Origin of the sequence: Herbaspirillum frisingense GSF30 (genome assembly GCF_000300975.2) — a bacterium.
Lineage (GTDB): Bacteria > Pseudomonadota > Gammaproteobacteria > Burkholderiales > Burkholderiaceae_D > Herbaspirillum > Herbaspirillum frisingense.
In genome coordinates, this window is sequence record NZ_AEEC02000004.1 from 121,026 (window position 1) to 145,422 (window position 24,397).

Genomic DNA, 24,397 nt, shown 5'->3' on the forward strand with positions numbered 1-24,397 from the left:
TGGCCCGCGCCGCGCAGCAACCCGCAACGGAAAACCTATGACTACCCCTTCCAGCAATACTCCGGCCGCTGCCAGCAAGCTGCAGGCCGATGCCATTCCGTCCGCCGCGCAGACCGCGCGCTGGATGTTCGATCCGAAGATTGTCAAGCCGGCCCTGGCCGACGCCGTGCGCAAGCTGTCGCCGCGCGTGCAGTGGCGCAATCCGGTGATGTTCGTGGTCTATCTCGGCAGCATCCTGACCACGCTGCTGTTCATCCAGGCCCTGGTCGGCAAGGGTGAGGCGCCGGCCGGTTTCATCGGTGCCGTAGCCGCCTGGCTGTGGTTCACGGTGCTCTTCGCCAACTTCGCCGAGGCCCTGGCCGAAGGCCGCAGCAAGGCCCAGGCTGCAGCCCTGCGTGGGGTCAAGAAGAGCGTGACGGCCAAGAAGCTACGCAATGCGGCCTCGGTGGCAGGCACTGCGAACGCCGCCCGCCAGTGTGAAGTGGTGGAAGGCGACAGCCTGCGCAAGGGCGACCTGATCCTCATCGAAGCCGGCGATACCGTGCCGGCCGACGGTGACGTCATCGAGGGCGTGGCCACCGTGGACGAGAGCGCCATCACCGGCGAATCGGCACCGGTGATCCGCGAATCCGGCGGCGATTTTTCGGCCGTCACCGGCGGCACGCGCGTGCTGTCGGACTGGATCGTGGTGCGGGTCTCGGTCAATCCGGGCGAAGCTTTCCTGGACCGCATGATTGCCATGGTGGAAGGCGCCAGCCGCAAGAAGACCCCCAATGAACTGGCCCTCACGCTCTTGCTGGTGGCGCTGACGCTGGTGTTCCTGCTGGTGACGGTGACCCTGCTGCCGTTCTCGATCTTTTCCGTGACCGCCGCCGGTGCCGGTGCGCCAGTGTCGGTCACGGCCCTGGTGGCGCTGCTGGTGTGCCTGATCCCGACCACCATCGGCGGCCTGCTCTCGGCCATCGGTGTGGCCGGCATGAGCCGCATGATGCAGGCCAATGTGATCGCCACCTCCGGCCGCGCCGTGGAAGCCGCCGGTGACGTCGACGTGCTGCTGCTGGACAAGACCGGCACCATCACCCTCGGCAACCGCCAGGCCGCCGCCTTCATGCCGGCGCCCGGCGTGGCGGAGCGCGAACTGGCCGATGTCGCCCAGCTGGCTTCGCTGGCCGATGAAACGCCGGAAGGCCGCAGCATCGTGGTGCTGGCCAAGAACCGCTTCAATCTGCGCGAACGCGAAATGGCCGGCCTGGGCGCGGAATTCATCCCGTTCTCGGCGCAGACCCGGGTCTCCGGCATCGACCTCGGCAGCCGTCGCATCCGCAAGGGTGCTGCCGATGCCATCCGCAAGCTGGTGCGTTCGGCCGATCAGCGCCTGCCGGCGCAGGTGGAGAGCGATGTGGAAGCCATCGCCCGTCGTGGCGGTACGCCGCTGGTGGTCATCGAATGGCACGCCGAGGCGGCCGTGGTCAACCAGGGTGCGCCGATCCGCATCCTCGGCACGGTGGAATTGAAGGACATCGTCAAGGGCGGCATCAAGGAACGTTTCGGCGAACTGCGCCGCATGGGCATCAAGACCATCATGATCACCGGCGACAACCGCCTGACCGCAGCTGCCATCGCTGCCGAAGCGGGTGTCGATGACTTCCTGGCCGAGGCCACGCCGGAGCAGAAGCTGGCGCTGATCCGCCAGCACCAGGCCGAAGGCAAGCTGGTGGCGATGACCGGCGACGGTACCAACGACGCCCCGGCGCTGGCCCAGGCCGACGTCGCCGTGGCCATGAACAGCGGCACCCAGGCGGCCAAGGAAGCCGGCAACATGGTCGATCTGGACTCCAATCCGACCAAGCTGATCGAGATCGTCGAGATCGGCAAGCAGATGCTGATGACGCGCGGCAGCCTGACCACCTTCAGCATCGCCAATGACGTGGCCAAGTACTTCGCCATCATTCCCGCCATGTTCGTGGCGACCTACCCGCAGCTGGGCGCGCTGAACGTGATGCATCTGGCCAGCCCCGACTCGGCCATCATGTCGGCGGTGATCTTCAATGCGCTGGTGATCGTCGGCCTGATTCCGCTGGCCCTGCGTGGAGTGCGTTATCGCGCCCTGGGCGCGGCCGTGCTGCTGCGTCGCAACCTGCTGATCTACGGTCTGGGTGGTCTGTTGGTGCCGTTCGTGGGCATCAAGCTGATCGATATGCTGCTGGCCGTGTTCGGCCTGGTATGAACTTGTCTCCTAGCTCCAAGGAAAGCCTCATGAAAACCTCTACTCCCCATCCTTTGCGTCCGGCCATCACGCTGTTCATCCTGCTGGGCGTGCTGCTGGGCGGCCTCTATCCGCTGCTGGTGACCGGTCTGGCGCAGGCCTTCTTCCCGCATCAGGCCAATGGCAGCCTGATCGAACGCCAGGGACAGCCGGTCGGCTCCGAACTGATCGGCCAGAACTTCAGCAGCCCGGCCTATTTCTGGGGCCGCCCCTCGGCCTCGGGCACTTTCCCCAACAACGGCATGGCCTCCGGTGGCAGCAATCTGGGTCCGACCAATCCGGCCCTGAAGCAGGCCGCCGAAGACCGTGCCAAGGCCCTGCAGGAAGCCGATCCCGGTAACACCGGTGCCATCCCCATCGACTTGCTGACGGCCTCGGCCAGTGGCCTGGACCCGCACATCAGCCCGGCCGCCGCCGACTACCAGGCCGCTCGCGTGGCCCGTGCGCGTGGCGTGAGCGTAGAGCAGGTGCGGGCGCTGATCCGTGGCAACAGCGAGACCCCGCAATGGGGGCTGTTCGGTGAACCACGCGTCAATGCGCTCAAGCTGAACCTGGCACTGGATGTGGCAGCACCATTGCGCGCGCAGGCCGATCCCAAGTAAGTCAGACGTCCGCGCAAGCCAGGCCGGGGGCACGCGTTTGCCGTGCCCCCGGCCTTTTGCCACTACAATGCCAGCAACCCGAATACCCGCCATGGACCAACGCCCCGACCCCGACGACCTGCTGGAACGCGTGATGCGCGACGAAGAGCGCCAGGCACGCGGCCGCCTGAAGATCTTCTTCGGCTTCTCGGCCGGTGTCGGCAAGACCTTTGCCATGCTGGAAGCGGCCCAGGCGCTGGCGGCCCAGGACGTGGACGTGGTCGCCGGCGTGGTCGAAACCCATGGCCGCGCCGAGACCGAGGCGCAACTGGCCGGCATTGCACGCCTGCCCATGCGCATGGTGGCCTACCGCAATCGCCAGTTGCCCGAGTTCGACCTGGATGCCGCGCTGGAACGCCGGCCCGGCGTGATCCTGGTGGACGAACTGGCGCACTCCAATGTTCCCGGTTCGCGCCATGCCAAGCGCTGGCAGGACATCGACGAGCTGCTGCGCGCCGGCATCGATGTCTACACCACCCTCAATGTGCAGCACATCGAAAGCCTCAACGACGTGGTGGGCCAGATCACCGGCATCCGCGTCTTCGAGACCGTGCCCGACCATGTCTTCGACGAAGCCGACGACGTCAAGCTGGTCGATATCCCGCCCGACGAACTGCTGGCGCGGCTGCAGCAGGGCAAGGTCTATCTGCCGCAACAGGCGGAGAAGGCCGGCCGCAACTTCTTCCGCAAGGGCAATCTCATCGCGCTGCGCGAGATCGCCCTGCGCCGCACCGCTGACCGTGTCGATGCCGACATGCGCCAGTACCGCGCCGACCGCTCCATCGCCCAGCTGTGGCAGGCGCGTGAGCGCATCGTGGTGGCCATCGGCAGCGGCGTCGGTGAGGAACGCCTGATCCGTGAAGGCGCCCGGCTGGCCGCCAAGCTGCAGGCCGAATGGCTGGCGGTGCATGTGGATCTGCCGCGCCAGCGCCAGGCCATGGCCAGCCGCGAGCGGGTGGTGGGCTATCTGAAACTGGCGCAATCGCTGGGTGCGGAAACGGCCAGCATCAGTGGTGAAGAGCTGGCCGCCGCACTGCTGCAGTTTGCCCGCAGCCGCAACGCCGGCAAGCTGGTGATCGGCCAGCAGAGCCGCGGTCTGCGTCACCTTCTGCAGTGGCCGCGTGGCTCGCTGGCGCAACGTATCGCCGCGGCCGGTGGCGAGATCGATCTCTACACCATCGCCCGCAGCCGCACGCGCGAGCAGCCCGAGCAGCGTTCCACCGACAGCGCCGCCAGCGCGGCGGAGGCCTTGCTTACGCGCCGGCGTCGCACGCGTGGCACCCTGTGGGCCGTGGCCAGCTGCGCAGCCACCACGACGCTGGCCTTCCTCTTGGACGGCAAGCTGCATCCGGCCAACGTCATCATGCTCTACCTGGTGGGCGTGATGCTGGTGGCGATGCGCCATGGGCGGGCAGCGTCGGCGCTGGTGTCGGTGCTGTCGGTGATCTCCTTCGATTTCTTCTTCGTCGATCCGCGTTTTTCGATCACGGTGTCCGACGCCCAGTACCTGCTGACCCTGGCGGTGATGCTGGCAGTGTCGCTGTTCATCAGTTCGCTCACGGCACGCCTGCGGCGCCAGGCCAGCGTGGCCATGCAGCGCGAGGCGCGGGCCGCCAATCTCTACATGCTGGGCAAGGAACTGTCGGCCCTGCTCACGCTGGACCAGATACTGGAAATCGGCCGCCGTCACCTGGCCGCCGTGTTCGGGGCGCGCATCGCCTTCTTCCTGCCGGACAGTGCCGACCAGTTGCGCCTGACCGCGCCGGAGCAGGACGGCAGCGGCGCGCATGTGTTGCACAGCGTGGACGCGGGCGTGGCGCAGTGGGTCTATGACAACGGGCAGGCGGCCGGCAAGGGCACGGCCACCTTGCCCTCGGCCGCAGCCCTGTACTTGCCCTTGACGGCCACCATGCGGACCCGTGGGGTGCTGGCTTTTGCCATCGATGCCGCCAGCGAGGAAGAGGGCCAGTTGGCGGCCGCCCAGCTGGCGCTGCCCGAGAATCGCCAGATGCTGGAAATCTTCTGTTCCCAGATCGCCATGGCCATCGAGCGCCTGCACTACGCCGAGGTGGCCCAGGATGCGCTGGTGACCATGGAATCGGAACGCCTGCGCAATTCGCTGTTGTCGGCCATCTCGCACGACCTGCGCACGCCGTTGACTTCGCTGGTGGGCAGTGCCGACGTCCTGGCCGCCAATGCCCGTCTGGACGACGACGCCCGCGCCATGGCCCGCACCATCAGCGAGCAGTCGCAGAAGATGGTCGGGCTGATGAACAACCTGCTGGACATGGCACGGCTGCAGGCCGGTGTGGTCACGCTGAACCGACAATGGAATGCCCTGGAAGAATTGACCGGCTCGGCGCTGCGTCTGCTGGCCAAGGCGCTGGAAGGACGACAGGTCGAGACCCGCATCGCCGCCGACCTGCCCTTGTTGCGGGTGGACGCGGTCTTGCTGGAGCGGGTACTGGCCAACCTGGTGGAGAACGCCATCAAGTATTCACCCGCCGGCAGTCCCATCACCATCGCGGCCCATGTCGAGCAGAGCGATGGCAGCCGCCAGGTCAAGGTCAGCGTGAGCGATCAGGGGCGCGGCTTCCCGCCGGCCATGACGCAGCATGCCTTCGAGAAATTCACCCGTGGCGACAACGAGTCCAGCACCCCCGGCGTGGGCCTGGGACTGGCGATCTGTCGCGCCATCATCGAGGCGCACCAGGGCCGCATCTGGATCGCCCCGCAGGAAGCCGGGCAGGGGGCTACCGTCTGCTTTACCCTGCCGGTGGAAACGCAGCCGGCCCTGCCCGAAGAATGAGGAACACCATGCAAGAACACGCAGGCAATATCGTCTTCATCGAAGATGACCGGCACATCCGAAAACTGGTCAAGGGCGCGCTGGAACAGGAAGGCTTCATCGTCCACGAAGCCCGTACCGCCCGCGAAGGTATCACCGAGGCCGGGACCCGCAAGCCCGACCTGATCATCGTCGATCTTGGTCTGCCCGATGGCGACGGCAAGCAGGTGGTCAGCGAAATCCGCAACTGGAGCAGCGTGCCCATCGTGATCCTCTCGGCCCGCACCCAGGAGTCCGAAAAGGTGGAGGCGCTCGACGCCGGGGCCGACGATTATCTGGTCAAGCCCTTCGGCATGCCCGAGTTGCTGGCCCGCATGCGCGCGCAATTGCGCCGCCATGCGCGTGCTTCCGCCACGGGACAGGCCAGCGGTCGCTACCGCATGGGGGAGGTGGCGGTGGATCTACCGGCGCGCAGCGTCACGCGCAATGGTGAGCCGTTGCATCTGACGCAGATCGAATATCGCCTGCTGGCCACGCTGCTGCGCGATGCCGGGCGCGTCATCACGCACCGCCAATTGCTGGTGGCCGGCTGGGGACCGTCGCACGTGGAAGATGGACATTACCTGCGCATCTACATGCAGCGCCTGCGCCAGAAGCTGGAGCGCGATGCCGCCCAGCCGGTGCACATCCTCACCGAGATCGGCGTGGGCTATCGGCTGGCCGACGTGGTGGCTGAATAGTCGTTGCGGTCAGGGCGATCAAGGCCAGTTCAGCAAGGGCAGCGCCAGTACCACCATGGTGATGCAGCCGAGATTGAGCAGCATGCGCTGGCGCTTGAGCACGAAGGACAGCAGCCAGGCCCCCGCCACGAAGACGATGAAGTTGGACAGATACTGCTTGGCCGCTGCGGCCACCGGCAGCTCCGGTGCATCGGCCAGGCCCGAGAATTTCCAGGCGCAGGCCAGCGCCGCCAGCACGGCGCAGTTGAAGTAGGTATTGACGGTGGGAAAGCTCTCTTCCTGATGCGCGGAAATCTCCACGCTCTGGCATTGCCCGTCGCGGTACACCGCATCCAGCCAGTGGCGCTCGCCACGCCAGCGCTGCAGGGTGCTGCCGTCATCCTGTTCCACTTGCGCATGCGGCTTGCCCAGCCGGGCGAACAGGAAGTCAGGCGCGGTAGCGCGCCAGTCGCTGGTCTGAGCAGCACGAAAGCCCTGTTCCAGCTGCCTCGCCTTGCGGCGTCGCCCCAGTTGCTTCAGGGCCAGCTGGGCCAGGGCCAGTGAATTGAACAGGTAGATCCATTGCAGGATGGTGGCGTAATCGGCTTGCATGAGCAGTCTGATGAAAAGAGTAGCGGCGGGGATGCGGCATCTTGCCGTCAGCCCCGCCGCTTGTCCAGTCCATCGCACGCTCAGGGACGGGAAGTGAACCTAAAGGTCCCCCCATAGGTCGAGCTGGCGCCGGATTTCGCCGCTGCGCGCATCGCAGATGAACATCACTTCGCGCAGGTCCTTGCGGACCACGTAGCGGAAATATTCGCGATCGCTGCGTGCCACGAAATCCTCGCTTTCTATCTTCCCCGCCATTACCTGGCCGATCTGGCGACGACAGTCCTCGCGGTGCTGCAGGGCCTGCGGCGAGGGGCCGTAGTCGTCTTCAGCGCGATAAGGGGCCACTGCCTGGGTCAGTGGTGCCATGCCGGCGCATATCAGGAAGATCAGCAGCGCCACCAGCATGCAGCGGTAGCGCCGCCGCTGCGCGGTACGCAGGAACAGGTGGCGCGGCGAGAGCGGATGGAGGCGGTCCTCGCCCCGTTTCCAGTGCAGACGGCTACGCATGATGGACTTCCTCCTTGCGCATGGTTGGGGGATCAGAAGCTCTTGTTGAGCGACGCGATCCACTGATTGCGGCCGATGTTCTTGCCGCGCAGGGTGTAGCCGGCATCGGGTGCGTTGCTGCCGGTATAGGCCAGGCCCAGCACATAGCCGGAGAAGTCGCGGCTCATGCCCAGCTTCCAGTCGGTGTAGGACAGGTTGGCGGCATTGGGGCCGGTGTAGTGCTGGCGGCCGATATGGGCCAGCCCGGTGATGCCGGCGAAGAGCTCATGCGTGAGCGACAGGTCGGCGTAGCTGCTGCCGCGAGTGTCGGCATTGCCGAAGGTGTTGCCGGTGCTGTACGAATACTTGAAGGCGATCCATTTGGCATCCAGCCCGAGATAGAGCTCGGTGGTGTCGGGGTGGGTCATGCCATCGGGATAGCTGCCAGGATAGGCATAGTGCAGCACGCCGATGTCGCCGTTGAGCCAGTCGCTCAGGACCGGCTTCCAGCCGCCATAGATATCCGCTTCCAGGCTGGCCGAAGCGGCCGGGTTCGTATCCGAAATCCAGCTGATGTTGGACAGCCATACGCCAGCGTAGAGACCGTTGTCATGCGTGAGGTCGAAGCCGCCCTGCAGGGCCGGCTTCTGGTTGGTCTGCGTGGTGCCACGGAAGACGTACTGGCTGACCACGCCGATGTTACCGGTCAGGTGCAGGGCGGAAGTATCGGCCACGGGTGTGGCATTGGCATTTTCTTCAGCCTGCGCCGGGGTGACGACGGCGATGGCCAGCAGCACGCTGGCGGCCAGGGTCGCCAGTCCGGCCACGCCGGCCAGTTGGGCGCGGCGCAGGCGGCGCTGGCCCAGCGGGACCAATTCCGGTTGGGGTTGTTGATGTTGTTCCTGGTGACGGCGAATCATGCTGGGTGCTCCACGGGTTGAGGAGCACGCAGCTTAGGTGGGTGGGCGTTTAATCCGGATAAAACTTTGCGTGGGCATCGTAAACGTCAGATAAATGCCGCCTGCGGCGCTCGCTCCTCAGTCGGCTCCGGCATGCCAGCGTGGCACCCGCTTCTCCAGAAACGCATCGATCCCTTCCATCGCCTCCGCATCCATGATGTTGCAGGCCATGACCTCGGCCGCATGGGCGTAGGCATCCGGCAGGGCCATCATCTGCTGTCGGTACAGCATGGCCTTGCCGCGCCGGATCGAGATGGCGGGCTTGCTGCAAATCTCGTGCGCCAGCGCCAGCGTGGCGGCGTCCAGTCCGGTATCGGGGACGGCCTGGTTGATCAAGCCCCACTGGGCCGCGGTGGCGGCATCGATGAACTTGCCGGTGACCAGCATTTCGAAAGCGCGCTTGATGGGCAGGTTGCGCATCAGCGCCACCGCCGGGGTGGAACAGAACAAGCCGACATTGATGCCCGATACCGCGAAGCGGGCGCTCTCGGCCGCAACCGCCAGGTCACAGCTGGCCACCAGCTGGCAACCGGCAGCAGTGGCCAGGCCTTGCACCTTGGCGATGACCGGCACGGGGAGTGCGCGCAGCGATTGCATCAGCCGGCTGCAACGGTCGAACAGCTGTTGGTAGTAGGCCTGCTCGGGCGTGGCCCGCATTTCGCGCAGGTCATGGCCGGCACAGAAGGCGCGACCTTGCGCGGCCAGGATCACGCAGCGCACGTTCTCGTCCCGTGCGAGCTGGTCCAGCTGTCCCTGTAGCGCATCGAGCATCGCTTCCGAAAGGGCGTTGAATTGCTGTGGGCGGTTCAGGGTGAGGGTGGTGATGCCATCCAGGTCCTGCCGCAGCAGGATAGATTCGTGAGCTGTCATGCATGGGTCTCCTTGAGTATTGTTGTGGGATGGTAGCGCGTCATCGAAGGGATGGTCGGCCGCGTGTGTCATCCAGTGGCAGGGCGCTCCTGTTATCTGGGAATTGCTGTGCCGGGACTGAAAAATAGTCATGAAAAATACAGACTTTCGCTGGAATCACCCTTTAGCCGAGGACATTGCCGGCCGTAAACGAGAATGGGGGAGTGAACGTCGCGCCGGGGTCCCGGCAGCGGGTGGCGTGGGCATTCGGCTTTCCCGATCACCTCACAAACGCAGTGCAACCACGGCCACCTCTTTCCGCTCATGAACAATCTCTCCCTGAAGAAAAAACTCTGGCTTCCGCTGGTGTTCTCCTGGATCGCCCTGCTGGTGCTTTCGATCTGGCATGCCTACCAGACCCGCGACCTGCAGATTGCCGAACGGCAACGCGGTCTGGAAGACGTCACCGAGATGGCCTATACCACCATCGCCGGCTACGCCAAGCTGGAAGCCGACGGCAAGCTGTCCCGCGAAGAGGCACAGAAGGGCGCCATCGCACGCGTGCGCGACCAGCGCTATACCGGTGATGGCTACGCCACCATCGTGGCCGCCGATTCGGTCATCGTGATGCACCCGATCAATGGCAAGCTCGATGGCCGCAACATGATCGATTTCAAGGATGCGAAGGGCAATGCGCTCTACAAGATGATTGCCGCGACCGGCTCCTCGGCCGATGGCAAGGGCTACCTGGAATACTGGTGGCCGCGGCCGGGCAGTGACAAGCCCAGTCCCAAGCTGGGCTTCGTCAAGCGCTTCAAGCCGTGGAACTGGGACCTGATCTGTAGCGTCTATTCCGACGATATCGAGGCCGATTTCCGTCGTGCCCTGATCCAGGCGGTGGTGGTGCTGGTGGTGCTGGGTGTGATCCTGTCGCTGATTGCGGGCCTGGTCTCGCGCAACATCTTCCGTTCCATCGGTGGCGAACCCAGCGAGGCGGCGGAGATGGCGCGCAAGATCGCTGCCGGTGACCTCACCGGCACCATCCGTACCATGGGGGGTGACGACCGCAGCCTGGTGGCGGCCGTGGCCTACACGCGCGACCGTCTGGTCGATACCGTGCACGGCATCAAGGGCGCGACCGAGTCCATCAAGACTTCGGTCGATGAGATCGCCAACGGCAACATGGACCTGTCCAACCGCACCGAGCAGCAGGCCGGTTCGCTGGAAGAAACCGCCTCGGCCATGGAAGAGCTGACCTCCACCGTCAAGCAGAATGCGGCCAATGCCCAGCACGCCAACGAACTGGCGTCCGGTGCGGCCAAGGTGGCGATCCAGGGTGGCGAGGTGGTGGGGCAGGTGGTGCAGACCATGGCCTCCATCAATGAGTCGTCGCGCAAGATCGTGGACATCATCAGCGTGATCGATGGCATCGCCTTCCAGACCAATATCCTGGCGCTGAACGCCGCCGTGGAAGCGGCCCGTGCCGGCGAGCAGGGACGTGGCTTTGCAGTGGTGGCTTCCGAGGTGCGTTCGCTGGCGCAACGCTCGGCGGCGGCAGCCAAGGAAATCAAGCAACTGATCGATGACTCGGTGGGCAAGGTCGACGCCGGGACGCATCTGGTGCAGCAGGCCGGGCAGACCATGCAACAGGTGGTCTCCAGCATCCAGGGCGTCTCGACCGTAGTGCATGAGATCGCAACCGCCAGCCATGAGCAGAGCTCCGGCATCGAGCAGGTGGGCGAGGCCATCACCCAGATGGATGAGACCACCCAGCAGAACGCGGCCCTGGTGGAACAGGCCGCCGCTGCGGCGCAGTCCCTGCAGGAGCAGGCCGACAAGCTGGTGGGCCTGGTGGGCGTGTTCACGCTGGATCGCCAGGCCGGTGCGGCGGCGTCCCGTTCCTCTTCACTGGTGGTCAAGCGCTGAGGATATCGCTGGCGGCCTGCTGCGGCACCGCAGGCCGTGCTATCAAACCGGGGCGGTGCAGTTCGAAGTGGTGCATGCTGCGCCAATTTGGTTTGTTCGAATAATTAATCTGCAAATCGTGAAATGGCAGCAGGAAATGCTGTCAACGCTGTTTCTCCAGATCAAATACGGCAGCACTTTTTGCCGTCTGTTCTCTACCATGAAGGCCGTTTGGATGCGCTGCAACATGCATCCGGCGGCCTTTTTTCATGGGCCGTCGGGCAGGGTGGCGCTCCTGTTGCCTACCTGGAGTCCGAGATGTCCACCGCCATTGCCACCCCCCATGCCACCCGATCCGCAGCTGCCCGGCAACCGGCCATGAGCCGGCTGTTCCTGGTCTGTGTGGTACTGGCGATCTGCATCTGGGGCGGTAACTGGCCGGTGATGAAGTTCGGCAGCCAGTTCATTCCGCCGCTGTGGTTTGCGGCCAGCCGTTTCCTTTCGGCGGCGCTGCTCAGCTTCGCAATTGCTGCCGTCATCGGCAAGCTGCGCCTGCCCACTCGCCAGGAGTGGCCGGTGGTGATCGGGGTGGGGGTGCTGCAGATGGGCTTGTTCACGGCACTGGTGACTGGCGCGCTGCATTTCGTCATGCCGGGCCGTGCTTCGCTGATCGCCTATGCCACGTCGATCTGGGTGGTGCCGGGCGCCGCGCTGGTATTGAAGCACAAACTGAACGGCCGGCAATCGCTGGCCACCGTCTGCAGCTATGTGGGGATCGCCGTGATCGTGCTGCCGGCACTGCTGCATGCAGACCTGCACAGCATGATCGGCTACCTGATGCTGGGCGCGGCCTCGCTGTCGTGGGCCATGAACATCCTGCAGATCAAGCTGACCCCGGGCGTGAAGCTGGACTTCGACCTGCTGCCCTGGCAGACGCTGGTGGCGGCCGTGCCGCTGTGCGTGCTGGCGATGCTGGTCGATGGTGCGCCGACCTTCCTGGCCGACCCGCACTCCTGGGGCGTGATCGCCTATACCGGTCCGCTGGCCACCGCGCTGACCTTCCTGATCGTATTGCAGATGACCCAGCGCCTGTCGCCGGTGACGGTGTCGGTGTGCATGCTGGGCGTGCCGGTGGTGGGCCTGACGCTGTCGTCGCTGATCTTCGGGGAGCGTCTCTCTCCAGATCTGTTGCTGGGCATGGGCCTGCTGTGCCTGGGCCTGTTGCTGCCGGCGCTCCCGGCCATGGGCTGGCGCCGCCTGGCCATCAAGGGCTGAACCCCCGGCTGAACCTTGCCTCAGCGGTCGGCGAGATAACGCGCGATGCGCTCGCCGAGCAGTTCGCGCAGGGCCCGTACCGTCGGTGACAGGCTCATGCGATGGGTACACACCAGATCCAGTGGCGAGGGTTCGCCCAGATAATCTTCCATCACCGCTTCCAGCTTGCCGCTGCGCAGGTCGGCCAGCACGTCCAGGCGTGACTTGTAGGCCAGGCCACGGCCATCGACCGCCCAGCGGTGGACCAGCTCGCCATCGTCGCAGACGCGGTCGCCGCTGACCTGCACCTGGATTGGTGTGCCGTCCTTGAAGAAGGTCCACTGCGAATGCAGCATGTCCGACAGCAGGTAGCGCAGGCAATTGTGCTGGCGCAGGTCAGCTGGCGTGCGCGGGCGTCCATGGCGTGCCAGATAGTCGGGCGAGGCGCACAGCACGCGCCGGTTTTCCGGGGCCAGCGGCAGGGCGACCAGGCTGGAATCGTCGGGCGGACTGTAGCGGATGGCCACCTCCACCGGTTGCCGGAACATGTCGGCCACGCGGTCGCTGATGCGTACCTGCAGACTGACCGCTGGATGCTGTGCCTGGAATTCGTCGAGCCAGCGGCACATCAGGTTGCGGCCGAAATCGGAGGGCACCGACAGCGAGAGATTGCCACCCACCATGCGCCGGCCATGGGCCACCGCGTCGCGCCCGGCATTGACTTCGGCCAGGGCATTGCGGGCGTATTGCAGGTAGCGTTCGCCATCGGGGGTGAGGCGCAGGCTGCGCGTGGAGCGGGCCAGCAGACGGGCGCCCAGTTCGGCTTCCAGCCGCTTCATGGCGGCGCTGGCCACAGCAGGCGTGACGTCATGCTGGCGGGCAGCAGCGGAGAGGCTGCCATTGTCGGCAGCGCAGACGAAGATGGCGAGGTCGTCCAGGCGGATCATGGGTGGGCGTCGAGGCAGAGGTGAGATCAGGCGGCTATTTTACTTTCAATTTTTTTTTGAAAATGTTTTTGCCGCGCCGTACTTTTTTGAAAGCGCTTCCTGCCGGAAGATGTCATGCAAGCAGCCTTCCCACAGGCATGCCTCCGCATTCTTCAACACCATCGCCAATCCGTTCACAAGGAAATCCCATGAGCCTGCTCCACGCCGCCCGCAAGCGCCATTCCACCAAGGCCTTCGATCCCAGCCGCAAGATCCCCGAGACCATCATCGCCGAACTGCGCGAACTGCTGCGCCTGGCACCGTCGTCGGTGAACTCCCAGCCCTGGCATTTTGTACTGGCGTCGACCGATGCGGCCAAGGCGCGTATCGGCAAGGCGGCCGAGGCCGGTTATCCGTACAACCTGCCCAAGATCCTCAATGCCTCCCACGTACTGGTGCTGTGTGCCCGCACCGCCATCAGCGAGACACACCTGGAGGCCTTGCTGGAGAAGGAACAGGCCGATGGCCGTTTCGTCAATGACGAGGCGCGCGCCGGCCAGCGCGGCTCGCGCCTGTCGTACAGCAATCTGCATCGCTATGAATTGAAGGATGCCCAGCACTGGATGGAGAAGCAGGTCTATCTCGCCTTGGGCACGCTGCTGCTGGGCGCGGCCGAACTGGAAGTGGATACGGTGCCGATGGAAGGCTTCAATGCCAAGGTGCTGGACGAGGAACTCGGCCTGCACGCGCAGGGCTTCACCAGCGTGGTCCTGGTCGGGCTGGGCTATAGCGGTGCCGACGATTTCAACGCCAAGCTGCCGAAGTCGCGCCTGGCAGCGGAGACGGTTTTCACTGAACTCTGATTTGCGTGGGGCAAGCTGTTCGCTGCCGGCCCGTACAGCGCCCGATTGATGATTGCCGCAGTGCATAACGCCATTTCCCGAGAGGGCAATGGCGTTTTTTTTCATCATCAGGCCGGACCGGCAGGTTTGCTGTCTTCCCTTCGTTGGTTCGCCTTTTCGTCGTTGGCCTGGCGCTGGATCAACGGAGTTTGAGGTTTTTGCTGTAGTTGCGCACGTAGCTTTTCGCGCAATGCGCTGAACACATCCATGTTCAGCAGCGCAGTGCGCCTGAGCAGTTTTTCCATCAGCTTGCGCTGTCTGGCGGTCATCTGGGCCGAAGACGTGTCTGTCCCGATCCGGTCGGTGAGGCTGCCCTGCAATTCCTCGGCCAGGCGCTGCCTGGCCTCCCCGGACAGCTTGACCAGCGTCGAGGCGGCATTGGGTGCCACGCTGTCTTGCCCGGCGGTGCTGGCCGCTGCCTGATCGGCGGCCGCCGGTAATGCGAGCTCCCCAGTGTTTGTCGTGCTTGCCGTGGGTGTTGTTCTTGCAATCTGCATGATCGTCTCGCCAGGAATTCGATTCCGGTATTATCGGCGGCCAATCGTCCCGCTGAAGCGGATGTCAGGAAGTTTACCTGCCCAAAGGTGCAACTTTTGGGCTGTATGACAACCTTAGTCATATCGTGGGCGAACGTATAATGCGTGAAAACTCATTAATCCTTCGCACAATAAAAAATTCGAGCATCCATCCACATGAGCGATCACCAGCAGCCCCATCCATCCGCCCCCGTCCGGAGCCATCGGCCCAGCCGCATCCCCCTGATCAGTACGGGGATTGCCGGGTTTGACGAGATCCTGGGTGGCGGTCTGCCAGCGGGTAGCCTGTATCTGATCCAGGGGCTGGCCGGCAGCGGCAAGACCACGCTGGCCTCGCAGGTGGGCTTTGCCCAGGCGCGCGGCGGCAACAAGGTGATGCTGTTGACGCTCATTGCCGAATCCCACGCCAAGATGCTCAATCATGTGAGCAATTTTGATTTTTTCGATGAAAGCCTGGTCGGCGAGCAGATGCAGATGCTCAGCGGCTATGGCGCGCTGGCCAGCGAGGGTTTACGTGGCCTGTTGCGCCTGATCAGTGCCGAACTGAATCGTCATCGTCCGGCCATGCTGATCATCGATGGTTTCCGTTCTGTGCGCGATTCGGGGCCTTCGGACCTGAATCTCTCGGAATTCATGCATTCGCTCAATGCCCTGGTCTTCGCCATGAATTGCACCACCATCCTGCTTTCCCCGGTGGAGGGCAACATGCCCGAGTCCGAGAACACCCTGGTGGATGGTGTCATCGAGCTGAGCCAGCACGAGTCGGGCATGCAGCTGGTGCGCGAGATCAAGGTCTTCAAGCTGCGCGGCGCCAATCACCTGCTGGGCAAGCATGTGTTCGAAATCAACCAGAGCGGGGTCGAGATCTTCCCCCGCTTCGAGGCCACCGCCACCCGTGCCGGCAAGGTGCCGGGCACCTCCGACCGCTATGTCAGCGTGGGCATCCCTTCCTGGGACAAGTGCATCGGCGGCGGCGTGGTCAGTGGTTCCCTGACCTGCCTGCTGGGCAGCCCCGGGGTGGGCAAGACCCTGATGGGCCTGCATTTCATCGAGCAGGGATTGAAGGATGACCAGCAGTGCCTGATCCTGGGTTTCTACGAATCCCCCGAGCGGCTGCTGGCCAAGGCCCGCAAGGCCGGCATGCCGATGGAACAGCATATCGAGAGCGGTGCCCTGCAGATGATGTGGCAGCTGCCGCTGGAAATGCTGTGCGATGACCTGGCCAAGCGCATGCTGGACAACATCTCCAGCCGTGGCGTGACACGCCTGCTGATCGATGGCGTCGACGGCCTGCGCAGCATCGTGGTGCAGCAGCAGCGCGTGCGGCCCTTCCTGGTGGCGCTGACCAATGAACTGCGGGCGCGGGGCGTGACCACCTTCATCACCGAGCAACTGCCGTATTTCCGCGAATCCCGGCCCCAGGTCGATCCCAGCTCCTCGCAGCTGTACGAAAACATGATGTTGCTGGAGTACGTGGTCCAGCACGATGTCAGCCGTCGTCAGATTTCAGTGATGAAACTGCGCGAAAACGGCTATGACGGCGCCAGCCGGCTGATGAACATTTCGGATGCCGGCATTGAGATCGATGGCCTGGTCTCCCCTTCTACCGCGCCGGTTGCGGATGGACGTTGACCATGTCCGGCGTGTCATCCGCACCAACGGCGGCATTGCCGCTACTGTTGATCGTCGACGATGAGATCGATATCACCGATACCTATTCCATGCTGCTGGAGCTGCATGGATTCCGGGTGGTGACGGCTCAGCATGGCGCCGATGCGCTGGTCAAGGCGCAGCAGGAGTGGCCAGACCTGGTCATCTCGGATTGCATGATGCCGGTCATGAATGGCCTGGAGCTGTGCGCCGCGCTGCGCGCCTTGCCTGGCGGACAGAACTTGCCGGTCATCCTGTGCAGCGGGGCGCCGGAGCGTCACGATCTGTCGCAATCCAGTCACAACCTGTTCCTGCGCAAGCCCGTCTTCTTCGACCGCCTGCTGGAAGAAATCCAGCGCCTGCTGCCTTCCTCTCCCTGATCCCCCTCGGACTGCCCGCCCTACGGCCGAGCTTGGCCGGGCGCGGGTCGGCGTCTCTTTTGCGTTCCTTCACTTCGTCGTTTTCACCCCTGCCCGCCGTCCGTGCAGGGGGCGCCTTGTCGCACTGTCCGCATGGCCAGACGGCAATGTTGTCGAGAGTTTCAGGAATTTCCTGATATCCCGATTCTTCGCCAACCATCACCATCAGTCACAACAAGTCACCGTGACATCGTGTGCGGGATGAATGACAGGAGGGATGTTGTGGCAAACAGCGACAAGCAAACGACCGTACTGGTCGTCGAAGACCATGCGGACTCGCGCGAAATGCTGTGCGAGCTGCTGCGCCAAGGGGGATTGAAGGTCATGGCGGCGGCCGACGGGGTGGAAGCCATGGCCGTGATGCAGGCCGATACGCCGGCGCTGGTACTGACCGATCTGCGCATGCCGCGCATGGATGGCATGGAGCTGGCGCGCTATATCAAGTCGCATGAGCGCTACGGCCATATCCCGGTGGTGTTGATCAGTGCGCACCTGCCTGCAGCCAGTGCCCGCATTCCCACCATTGCTGCCTTTCTTCTCAAGCCTTGCTCGGTCGACCACCTCCTTGGAACCGTCACCGGGCTGCTGCGCCAAAGCGCGCAAAGCCAGGCGCAGCGGAGTTTTCAGGGCTGAGGGATCTGCGAGTTTTTATGATTTTATGCGCAGATATTTTCTGTATAACGTTGTGATTATGGAAAGCATCTCCCTGCCTGCAGGTAGGCCCGGATGCACGTACGGAACAGTACGCGGGGGATGCTCCGGAAGTCATAAAAACAGTTTTCATCCGGAACGCTAGAGTATGAAAGTATTAATTGTTGAAAGCGATCTTGAGTGGCGCAATTCGCTGAGCGCGCACGTGGGGGAGTTGGGATATGAAATCTCGGTCTGTTCCGCATTGGCACAGGCGCGGGATATCCTCAGGAGCCGCCAGCCCGACATCCTGTTATCCGACGTCGGTCTGCCTGACGGTAGCCTGATGCCCGAACTGGCTTCGCTGCGCCAGCATTTCCCGTCCATGGGCATCATCGTGTTGACCGCTGCCAGTCGCAGCGAAGAACGGGTGCGCTGCATGAGCGACGGTGCCGACTACACCCTGGCCAAGCCGGTCAAGCTGGACGAAGTCTCGGCCACCCTGACGGCCCTGGCGCGTCGCATGAAGACTGCGCCGCACCAGAGTTCGCCGCAGTCGGAGACCTGGGCCTTCCATCGCCGCTCGGGGCGCCTCTCCAGCAATGGGGCGGTGGCTCTGCAATTCACCGACAAGGAGAGCACCGCCCTGGCGGCACTGCTGCAGAGTCCGAATTATCCGGTGTCGCATGGCCAGCTGTTCGACCTGCTGCGCTCCGGCGGGGAAGAGTACGATGCCCACCGCATCGACGCACTGATCTATCGCGTGCGGCAGAAATTGCGCTCGCTGCCGGAGTCGCCCATGCAGATTCGCAACATCTACGGCGAAGGCTTCCTGATGCTGCGTCGCAGTTCGTCGGTCGATATCGTGCTGGAATCCTGACCTGCCTATCGGTGGCCGGCTCGCAACAGTGGCGGTACCACCTGCTTTTGCGGGCGAACTGCCTGCCAGTACGTTCATATTAGAAGCTCGCATTGCGAATATATTGCAATGCGGGCTTTTTGCCTTCTGCAGCACTCCCAACGTGCCACCGCTGCTGATGCTGCGCAGCTTTCCAGTCACGGCAAGAAATGCTGCGCCGCGAAAGTTTTGCCGCTTTCGGGTATCATTAAGTCAGTTTCGACGCTAAATCGTATATCTCTACTCTACGTTTTTTGCTGAATCTGTCCTGCGCAGACATGCCGTCTGCGACCACCCGACCGAAAAGATGAAGCAGGCCACCCGGCCCGCTGCGCCATTCCCATGCACTTCGTGCAGCGGCGCAGTCGCGCCGGATGTCTGCTTTGCCGTTAGTGAACCATCATGACCACTTCCGCTGAATTTACCGGGGCCTTGAACGAGTCCCAGCATCGCCCCCTCACTTCCTCCGACTATCGCACCCTGGGCCTGTCGGCCCTGGGCGGCACGCTGGAGTTCTACGACTTCGTCATCTACGTGTTCTTTGCCGCCGTCGTAGGCAAGCTGTTCTTCCCGGCCGACATGCCGGAATGGCTGCGCATGCTGCAGACCTTCGGCATCTTCGCTGCGGGCTACCTGGCGCGTCCGGTGGGCGGCATCATCATCGCCCACTACGGCGACGTGATCGGCCGCAAGCGCATGTTCACGCTGTCGATCTTCCTGATGGCCGTGCCCACGCTGGTGATCGGTCTGTTGCCGACCTATGCCAGCATCGGCGTGGCCGCGCCCATCCTGCTGCTGTTGATGCGCACCCTGCAGGGTGCGGCCATCGGCGGCGAGATGCCCGGCGCCTGGGTGTTCGTGGCCGAGCACGTCCCGGCCAACCGCTACAGCTTCGGCGTCGGCTCGCTGACCGCCGGCATCACCGGCGGCATCCTGCTGGGTTCGCTGATGGGCATCTTCATCAACAGCGTCTATGCACCGGCCGAGGTGGCGGGTTACGCCTGGCGCATCCCCTTCATCCTGGGCGGCGTGTTCGGCCTGGTGTCGGTCTACCTGCGTCGCTACCTGGAAGAAACGCCGGTGTTCCGCGAGCTGGCCGCGCGCCGCAAGCAATCCACCGAACTGCCGCTCAAGACCGTGCTGCGCGAACACCGCGCCGCCAGCATGCTGACCGCCGGCATGACCTGGTGCCTGTCGGGCGCCGTGGTGGTGGTGATCCTGATGACCCCGTCCTACCTGCAGACCGTGCATCACTTGCCGGCCAAGCTGGTGATGCAGGCCAACTGCGCCGGTACCCTGATGCTGACCATCGGCTGCCTGGCCATCGGCTGGCTGTGCGACCGCATCGGCACCCGGGCCAGCATGATCATCGGCTGGGGCGGACTGGGTTTGTCCACCTGGTGGTTCTACGGCCAGCTGCCGGGTTCGCCCGAATCGTTGATCTGGGGCTATGCGCTGGTGGGCCTGTTCGTGGGCAGCATCTCGCTGACCCCGATCGTCTCGACCCGCGCCTTCCCGCCGGCGGTGCGCTTCACCGGCCTGTCCTTCGCCTACAACATGGCCTATGCCATCTTCGGTGGCCTGACCCCGGTGCTGATCTCGCTGTGGATCAAGGCTGACCCGCAAGGCCCGGCGCTGTACGTGATCGGTCTGTCCATCCTGGGCGTGCTGCTGGCCTTCGTGCCGATGAGCAGCAAGGGCTACCGCGCCTGATCCGCACTTCGACATCCTGACGCCACCAGGCCCGGTGACCGCAAGGCACCGGGCCTGGTCGTTTTTGTGGATGGCTCGCGTACAATGCCGGCACCTCTGGCCGTCCCCGATCCGTCGACCATGCCTCCTTTGCTCCGTTGCGCCGGCTGGTGCCTCTCCACCGGCCTGTTCACCTGGCTCGTGCTGACCGTGCTGCTGGCCTCCTGTTCTCGCCATCCCGCCACCGAGGTCGGGCTGGCCCAGGATGTCTATGTCTGGCAGCGCCAGTGGACGCCCGCGCTGCGCAATGCCCTGTCTGCCTCCAATGCCCATGTGGCGCGCTGGCATGTGCTGGCCGCCGAGCTGGGCGCCTCCGGTGGTTGGATCGACATCCAGCCCGATGCCGCCCTGCTGGCCGGCACCGGCCGGCCGCTGCTGATGACGGTGCGCATCAATGGCCAGTTGGCGCGCTTCGATGGTGCCGCCATCCAGACCCATCTGCTGCAACTGGTCGACGCCTGGCGCCAGCGCGGATTGCAGCCGGCCGCGCTGGAAATCGACTATGACTGCGCCACCGCGCGCCTGCCCGAATACACCGCCTTCCTGCGCAGCCTCAAGACGCGCATCGCCCCGCTGGACCTGACCGTGACCGCCTTGCCCACCTGGCTGGCCAGCCCGCGCCTGGCGGATCTGCTGGCTGTTGCTGACGCATCCACATTGCAGGTGCATGCGGTGCAGGACCCGCGCCTGGGCCTGTTCGATGCCGAGCGCGCCCAGGACTGGATGCAGCAATATGCCCAGCGCACCCGTCGTCCCTGGCACGTGGCCTTGCCGGCCTACGGATCGCGGGTGGTCTGGAACGGGCAGGGCAGGATCGCCGCCGTCGAGAGCGAGTCGGCGCTGTTGGTCGGTGGCGTGGCGCAGGAGCTCATGGCCGAGCCACGCACCATGGCGCGCTTCGTCACGCAGTTGGAAAAAGCGCCACCGGCGGGCCTGGCCGGCATCGTCTGGTTCCGCCTGCCGACCGGAGACGATCGTCGCGCCTGGAGCCTGTCGACCTGGATCGCCGTCCTGCAGCGCAAGCCGCTCAAGGAAGGTCTGGCGGTGCAACTGGTGGCCGCCCATCCGGGCCAGCCTGCACGCGACATCCGCCTGGACAATGCCGGCAATGCCGACGCCCCCTTGCCGCTGCGCATACGGGTGCGCCAGGGATATCCGTCACCGGCCGGACCGGCCGGGAACACCTGCACCGCTGACGGCATCAATGGCTACACGCTGGAAAACGATGCGCAGGGACGTTACCTGCGCCTGAGCCAGGCTGGCCTGCTACGCGCCGGTGCCAGCCGCACCATCGGGTGGTTGCGCTGCGACGATGCGGCCGCCCCGGATATCACACTGGAAATGGGATCCTGATGAAACGAACCAACCCGGCCGTCCGCATTGCCTGCGCACTGAGCGCACTGCTGGTCCTGGGCGCGGCCACGGTAGTGGCCTGTGGCCCGGACTTCCCGCTGCAGCTGCTGGACGACCGCGCCGGCAGCCTGCGCAACACCCCCGCCAATTCCTTCACCTGGGAGACCGCTCATCTGGTGACTGTGACCGACCGGCTGCAGGCCGACGAGGGCAGTGGCTATGAGCAGGCCAGTGGCAGTCCCGATGATCCGCGTTCGCTGCGCATGCTGGAGAAGGGGCAACTGGACGCCACGCAATGGGCCGCGCTGCAGGCCATGCGCGCTGCCTCCGACGGTGAGGCCGCCTATGCCGCCGGTGCTGCGCTGCCGCCTGCGATCCGGCTCTACACCGCCGGCGCAGAGGACTTCCGCCACAATGCGCTGGAACCGGCACGCCAGCGCTTCGAGGCCGTGCTGGCCTTGCCGCCGGCGCAGGCCAGCGAGCGTGCCGTGTGGGCGGCCTACATGCTGGGTCGCCTGCATGCCATGCAAGGCCAGCGGGCACAGGCCATCGCCAATTTCGACAAGGCCCGTACCCTGGCGGTAGCGGGCGCGCCCGATCCGCTGGGGCTGGCGGTGGCCAGTTATGGCGAACAGGCAAGGCTGTTGCTGGTGGGCGCTGCGGGTGCCTGCAACTGGTCCGATTTCAACGAGGGCCGCAACTGTGGCGAGAGCATCCCGCCGGCCGATCTGAAGCAGGCCATCCGGTTGTACGCGGAGCAGGCTGCGCGCGGCTCCTACAGCGCACCCTCCTCGCTGCAGGCGCTGGCCGCATGGAGCCTGGCGCGCCCGGCGATCACCATGGCCCTCATCGATGATGCGGTCGCCCAGAAGCTGCTGGTGGCCTATGCGCTGGCGCGCGTGGGCGATGTCGGCGAAGGCCCGCAGATGGCCGGTAGTGACTACGACCCGGGCGCAGCCGGTAGCGGCTCCTCCGGTTATGCCGATGCCGCCCGCGGCAGCCGCATCCAGCCCAATCCGGTGCTGGTGAACCTGGTCGATGCTCTGCGCCGGCGTGGTCTGGAAAAGATCGCCGGCGCCGATCGCGTGGCTGCACTGGCCTATCGCACCGGTCGGTATGACCTCGCGGCCTCGCTGGCCGGCCGGCAGGAGTCGGCGCTGTCCTGGTGGGTACGCGCCAAGCTGGCGCTGCGCCAGGGTGACAACGACGGCGCAGCGCAGGCCTATGCCCGTGCCGCGCAGGGATTCCCGCGCAACGATGCCAGCGTCGAACCGGGCAATGCCAATCTGCTGGTCGGCGAGCAGGGGGTGCTGACGCTCTCACGCGGCCAGTACGTGGAGGCACTGGCGCAATTCCACCGCGCCGCTCGTCAGACTGCGCAGGCCGGCAGCAATGCTTTCGCCGCCTACACCGACTACTACAACGATCTGGCCTACGTCGCAGAGCGGGTGCTGACCACCGACGAATTGAAGACCTATGTCGATGCCCACGCCCCGGCTTCGCCCATGCCAGCACCGGAAGCGGTCGCCAAGGCAGCGGCGCAGCAGGAACCCGGCCGGCAGTCCCTGCGCTGGGTCGCGGTGGGCTTGTCGGCGGTCACTGTGGAAGACCGCCTGCGCCAACTGTTGGCACGCCGTCTGGTGCGCGAGGGCAGGGTGGAAGCATCACTGGCCTACTTCCCCGATGAACGCGACGAGCGTTTCGTCGACAGCAGCTACGACGACAACGGCAAGGAACTGCCGGTGACCTGGCGGGTACGCGCCAAGGCACGCGACTATGGCCAGGCGCTGGAGCGCGGGCAGCATGCCTGGCGCGCCAACAGTCGCGCCCAGGGCTGGTACGAGGCGGCCGTGATTGCGCGGCGCCAGGGCATGGAGATCATGGGATACGAACAGGGACCGGACTTCGCCGTCTATGGCGGCAGCTACCCCTGGGGCGCCGGACGTGGTGCCGCCCCGTATGGGGACGAGAACAAACCGCTTCCGACCACGCCCCAGGCGCGTGCCCAGGCCGACCTGCCCGGGCCGCTGGTGACCGAGGGCGAGCGCCAGCGCTATGCCGCCAGTGAAGCCAAGCCCTACAAGCGCTTCCACTACCGCGACATCGCCGCAGGCTATGCCATGAAGGCGGCCGACGAACTGCCGCCGCGCTCGCAAGCCTTCGCGGCGGTGCTGTGCCAGGGTGTGAATTTCGTGTATTACGACCAGCCGCGTGCCGAGCAGCTTTATCTTCGCTATGTGCGGCAGGGTGCGGCCGTGCCGTTCTCAGCGGACTTTGGGCAACACTGCGTGGAACCGGACTTTGCCGCAGCGGCGCGCTTCCCGTATCAACAGGCCTGGCGCAGTACACGGCAATGGGTGAGCCAGCATCGTGCGCTCAGCGCGGCGCTGTTGCTGGCCATCGTGGTCGGTGGTGGATGGAGCGTGGCGCAGTGGCGTCGCCGCCGCCGCGCCGGAAGTGCGGAAACAGGAATTAGTTGACCAGTTCGCGCTTGAGTTCGGAAATGAGCGCCGGGTTCAGCGGCCCCGCGCACAGGAAGGCAGGCCATTGTCCCTTCACCAGATCCATCTCCCGCTCATCGCGGCAGAGCAGGATCACCGGTACATCGGCCAGCGTGTCCTGTGCCTTGAGGTAGTGCGCCAGGCGCAGGCCGCTCATGCCTTCCATGGCCAGCTGGGCCAGCACCAGGTCGGGCCGGTCCAGGGCGATGTGCTCGATGGCATCATTGCCGCTGCCGGCGATCTGGATATCGATGTCGTTGATGGCCAGCCATTCGGTCAGCGCGCGGCTGACTTCGGGTCGGGACGTAGCGATCAGGGCGGTCTTGTGCATGAGGGGCTCTCGCGATGGTC

The 24,397-nt window shown here is 64.9% G+C and carries 21 protein-coding genes; 14 read left to right on the top strand and 7 right to left on the bottom strand.

The window, feature by feature from the left end:
• Positions 1-37 precede the first annotated feature (37 nt).
• The 4 genes from kdpB (at position 38) to HFRIS_RS04470 (ending at position 6,435) form a co-directional block, all read left to right on the top strand.
• A complete protein-coding gene (gene kdpB, locus HFRIS_RS04455; RefSeq protein WP_039874360.1) occupies positions 38-2,227 on the top strand; it encodes a potassium-transporting ATPase subunit KdpB in 2,190 nt (729 codons plus the stop codon).
• 29 nt (positions 2,228-2,256) lie between these two features.
• Positions 2,257-2,868, top strand: a complete 612-nt coding sequence (gene kdpC, locus HFRIS_RS04460; protein ID WP_039874361.1) for a potassium-transporting ATPase subunit KdpC — start codon at positions 2,257-2,259, stop codon at positions 2,866-2,868.
• Positions 2,869-2,959: 91 nt separating this feature from the next.
• Positions 2,960-5,716 carry a sensor histidine kinase gene (locus HFRIS_RS04465; RefSeq protein WP_006462049.1) on the top strand — a complete coding sequence of 919 codons (2,757 nt, stop codon included), beginning with the start codon at positions 2,960-2,962 and terminating at the stop codon, positions 5,714-5,716.
• A gap of 8 nt (positions 5,717-5,724) precedes the next feature.
• Entirely contained in the window at positions 5,725-6,435 is a 711-nt protein-coding gene (locus tag HFRIS_RS04470) for a response regulator (protein ID WP_006462050.1), read from the top strand.
• Positions 6,436-6,453: 18 nt separating this feature from the next.
• Here HFRIS_RS04470 and HFRIS_RS04475 read toward each other — a convergent pair whose 3' ends face one another.
• From HFRIS_RS04475 to HFRIS_RS04490, 4 genes are all read right to left on the bottom strand, one after another.
• Positions 6,454-7,026 (bottom strand): hypothetical protein, encoded by a 573-nt coding sequence (locus HFRIS_RS04475; RefSeq protein ID WP_006462051.1) that lies wholly within the window; start codon positions 7,024-7,026, stop codon positions 6,454-6,456.
• Positions 7,027-7,125: 99 nt separating this feature from the next.
• Positions 7,126-7,533, bottom strand: coding sequence for a hypothetical protein (locus HFRIS_RS04480; protein WP_006462052.1), 408 nt, complete (start codon positions 7,531-7,533; stop codon positions 7,126-7,128).
• Positions 7,534-7,565: 32 nt separating this feature from the next.
• Positions 7,566-8,432, bottom strand: coding sequence for a TorF family putative porin (locus tag HFRIS_RS04485; protein ID WP_006462053.1), 867 nt, complete (start codon positions 8,430-8,432; stop codon positions 7,566-7,568).
• A gap of 117 nt (positions 8,433-8,549) precedes the next feature.
• A complete protein-coding gene (locus HFRIS_RS04490) occupies positions 8,550-9,341 on the bottom strand; it encodes an enoyl-CoA hydratase (protein ID WP_006462054.1) in 792 nt (263 codons plus the stop codon).
• 303 nt (positions 9,342-9,644) lie between these two features.
• On the opposite strand from HFRIS_RS04490, the gene HFRIS_RS04495 reads away from it, so the two are divergent.
• Together HFRIS_RS04495 and HFRIS_RS04500 are read left to right on the top strand one after the other, a co-directional pair.
• Positions 9,645-11,246: a methyl-accepting chemotaxis protein gene (locus tag HFRIS_RS04495; protein WP_006462055.1), complete on the top strand. Its 1,602-nt coding sequence runs from the start codon at positions 9,645-9,647 to the stop codon at positions 11,244-11,246.
• 297 nt (positions 11,247-11,543) lie between these two features.
• On the top strand, positions 11,544-12,500 hold the full coding sequence (locus HFRIS_RS04500) for a DMT family transporter (RefSeq protein ID WP_006462056.1): 957 nt from the start codon (positions 11,544-11,546) through the stop codon (positions 12,498-12,500).
• 20 nt (positions 12,501-12,520) lie between these two features.
• Here HFRIS_RS04500 and HFRIS_RS04505 read toward each other — a convergent pair whose 3' ends face one another.
• Entirely contained in the window at positions 12,521-13,426 is a 906-nt protein-coding gene (locus HFRIS_RS04505; RefSeq protein ID WP_006462057.1) for a LysR family transcriptional regulator, read from the bottom strand.
• 188 nt (positions 13,427-13,614) lie between these two features.
• Between HFRIS_RS04505 and nfsB the strand changes: the two genes are divergently transcribed.
• Complete coding sequence (gene nfsB, locus HFRIS_RS04510; RefSeq protein ID WP_006462058.1) at positions 13,615-14,268, top strand: oxygen-insensitive NAD(P)H nitroreductase; 654 nt, start codon at positions 13,615-13,617, stop codon at positions 14,266-14,268.
• A 107-nt stretch (positions 14,269-14,375) separates the two neighbouring features.
• On the opposite strand, the gene HFRIS_RS04515 is transcribed toward nfsB, so the two are convergent.
• Positions 14,376-14,804: a hypothetical protein gene (locus tag HFRIS_RS04515; RefSeq protein ID WP_006462059.1), complete on the bottom strand. Its 429-nt coding sequence runs from the start codon at positions 14,802-14,804 to the stop codon at positions 14,376-14,378.
• Between the two features lie 195 nt (positions 14,805-14,999).
• On the opposite strand from HFRIS_RS04515, the gene HFRIS_RS04520 reads away from it, so the two are divergent.
• The 7 genes from HFRIS_RS04520 (at position 15,000) to HFRIS_RS04550 (ending at position 24,025) form a co-directional block, all read left to right on the top strand.
• On the top strand, positions 15,000-16,475 hold the full coding sequence (locus HFRIS_RS04520) for an ATPase domain-containing protein (protein ID WP_006462060.1): 1,476 nt from the start codon (positions 15,000-15,002) through the stop codon (positions 16,473-16,475).
• A 2-nt stretch (positions 16,476-16,477) separates the two neighbouring features.
• Entirely contained in the window at positions 16,478-16,873 is a 396-nt protein-coding gene (locus tag HFRIS_RS04525; RefSeq protein WP_039874365.1) for a response regulator, read from the top strand.
• Between the two features lie 261 nt (positions 16,874-17,134).
• Positions 17,135-17,545 (top strand): response regulator, encoded by a 411-nt coding sequence (locus tag HFRIS_RS04530; protein WP_006462062.1) that lies wholly within the window; start codon positions 17,135-17,137, stop codon positions 17,543-17,545.
• 166 nt (positions 17,546-17,711) lie between these two features.
• Positions 17,712-18,422 carry a response regulator transcription factor gene (locus HFRIS_RS04535; protein ID WP_039874370.1) on the top strand — a complete coding sequence of 237 codons (711 nt, stop codon included), beginning with the start codon at positions 17,712-17,714 and terminating at the stop codon, positions 18,420-18,422.
• Positions 18,423-18,842: 420 nt separating this feature from the next.
• Complete coding sequence (locus HFRIS_RS04540; RefSeq protein ID WP_006462064.1) at positions 18,843-20,153, top strand: MFS transporter; 1,311 nt, start codon at positions 18,843-18,845, stop codon at positions 20,151-20,153.
• 120 nt (positions 20,154-20,273) lie between these two features.
• The gene (locus HFRIS_RS04545) at positions 20,274-21,545 is read left to right on the top strand and encodes a DUF3142 domain-containing protein (protein WP_244436256.1); all 1,272 of its coding nucleotides are present in this window, start codon (positions 20,274-20,276) and stop codon (positions 21,543-21,545) included.
• Positions 21,545-24,025 (top strand): hypothetical protein, encoded by a 2,481-nt coding sequence (locus tag HFRIS_RS04550; protein ID WP_006462066.1) that lies wholly within the window; start codon positions 21,545-21,547, stop codon positions 24,023-24,025. The genes HFRIS_RS04545 and HFRIS_RS04550 overlap by 1 nt, the downstream gene beginning before the upstream one ends.
• Here HFRIS_RS04550 and HFRIS_RS04555 read toward each other — a convergent pair.
• Positions 24,018-24,377: a response regulator gene (locus tag HFRIS_RS04555; RefSeq protein WP_006462067.1), complete on the bottom strand. Its 360-nt coding sequence runs from the start codon at positions 24,375-24,377 to the stop codon at positions 24,018-24,020. The two genes, HFRIS_RS04550 and HFRIS_RS04555, sit on opposite strands and share 8 nt — an antisense overlap.
• Between the last annotated feature and the right edge of the window lie 20 nt (positions 24,378-24,397).

Bases quoted from the DNA above. Each gene is read 5' to 3' on its own strand.
- HFRIS_RS04485 (WP_006462053.1), bottom strand. From the start codon at position 8,432: ATGATTCGCCGTCACCAGGAACAACATCAACAACCCCAACCGGAATTG.
- HFRIS_RS04495 (WP_006462055.1), top strand. From the start codon at position 9,645: ATGAACAATCTCTCCCTGAAGAAAAAACTCTGGCTTCCGCTGGTGTTC.
- HFRIS_RS04555 (WP_006462067.1), bottom strand. From the start codon at position 24,377: ATGCACAAGACCGCCCTGATCGCTACGTCCCGACCCGAAGTCAGCCGC.
- HFRIS_RS04525 (WP_039874365.1), top strand. From the start codon at position 16,478: ATGTCCGGCGTGTCATCCGCACCAACGGCGGCATTGCCGCTACTGTTG.
- HFRIS_RS04550 (WP_006462066.1), top strand. From the start codon at position 21,545: ATGAAACGAACCAACCCGGCCGTCCGCATTGCCTGCGCACTGAGCGCA.
- nfsB (WP_006462058.1), top strand. From the start codon at position 13,615: ATGAGCCTGCTCCACGCCGCCCGCAAGCGCCATTCCACCAAGGCCTTC.
- kdpC (WP_039874361.1), top strand. From the start codon at position 2,257: ATGAAAACCTCTACTCCCCATCCTTTGCGTCCGGCCATCACGCTGTTC.
- HFRIS_RS04520 (WP_006462060.1), top strand. From the start codon at position 15,000: ATGAGCGATCACCAGCAGCCCCATCCATCCGCCCCCGTCCGGAGCCAT.
- HFRIS_RS04500 (WP_006462056.1), top strand. From the start codon at position 11,544: ATGTCCACCGCCATTGCCACCCCCCATGCCACCCGATCCGCAGCTGCC.
- kdpB (WP_039874360.1), top strand. From the start codon at position 38: ATGACTACCCCTTCCAGCAATACTCCGGCCGCTGCCAGCAAGCTGCAG.
- HFRIS_RS04470 (WP_006462050.1), top strand. From the start codon at position 5,725: ATGCAAGAACACGCAGGCAATATCGTCTTCATCGAAGATGACCGGCAC.
- HFRIS_RS04465 (WP_006462049.1), top strand. From the start codon at position 2,960: ATGGACCAACGCCCCGACCCCGACGACCTGCTGGAACGCGTGATGCGC.
- HFRIS_RS04490 (WP_006462054.1), bottom strand. From the start codon at position 9,341: ATGACAGCTCACGAATCTATCCTGCTGCGGCAGGACCTGGATGGCATC.
- HFRIS_RS04535 (WP_039874370.1), top strand. From the start codon at position 17,712: ATGAAAGTATTAATTGTTGAAAGCGATCTTGAGTGGCGCAATTCGCTG.
- HFRIS_RS04545 (WP_244436256.1), top strand. From the start codon at position 20,274: ATGCCTCCTTTGCTCCGTTGCGCCGGCTGGTGCCTCTCCACCGGCCTG.
- HFRIS_RS04505 (WP_006462057.1), bottom strand. From the start codon at position 13,426: ATGATCCGCCTGGACGACCTCGCCATCTTCGTCTGCGCTGCCGACAAT.
- HFRIS_RS04540 (WP_006462064.1), top strand. From the start codon at position 18,843: ATGACCACTTCCGCTGAATTTACCGGGGCCTTGAACGAGTCCCAGCAT.
- HFRIS_RS04475 (WP_006462051.1), bottom strand. From the start codon at position 7,026: ATGCAAGCCGATTACGCCACCATCCTGCAATGGATCTACCTGTTCAAT.
- HFRIS_RS04480 (WP_006462052.1), bottom strand. From the start codon at position 7,533: ATGCGTAGCCGTCTGCACTGGAAACGGGGCGAGGACCGCCTCCATCCG.
- HFRIS_RS04515 (WP_006462059.1), bottom strand. From the start codon at position 14,804: ATGCAGATTGCAAGAACAACACCCACGGCAAGCACGACAAACACTGGG.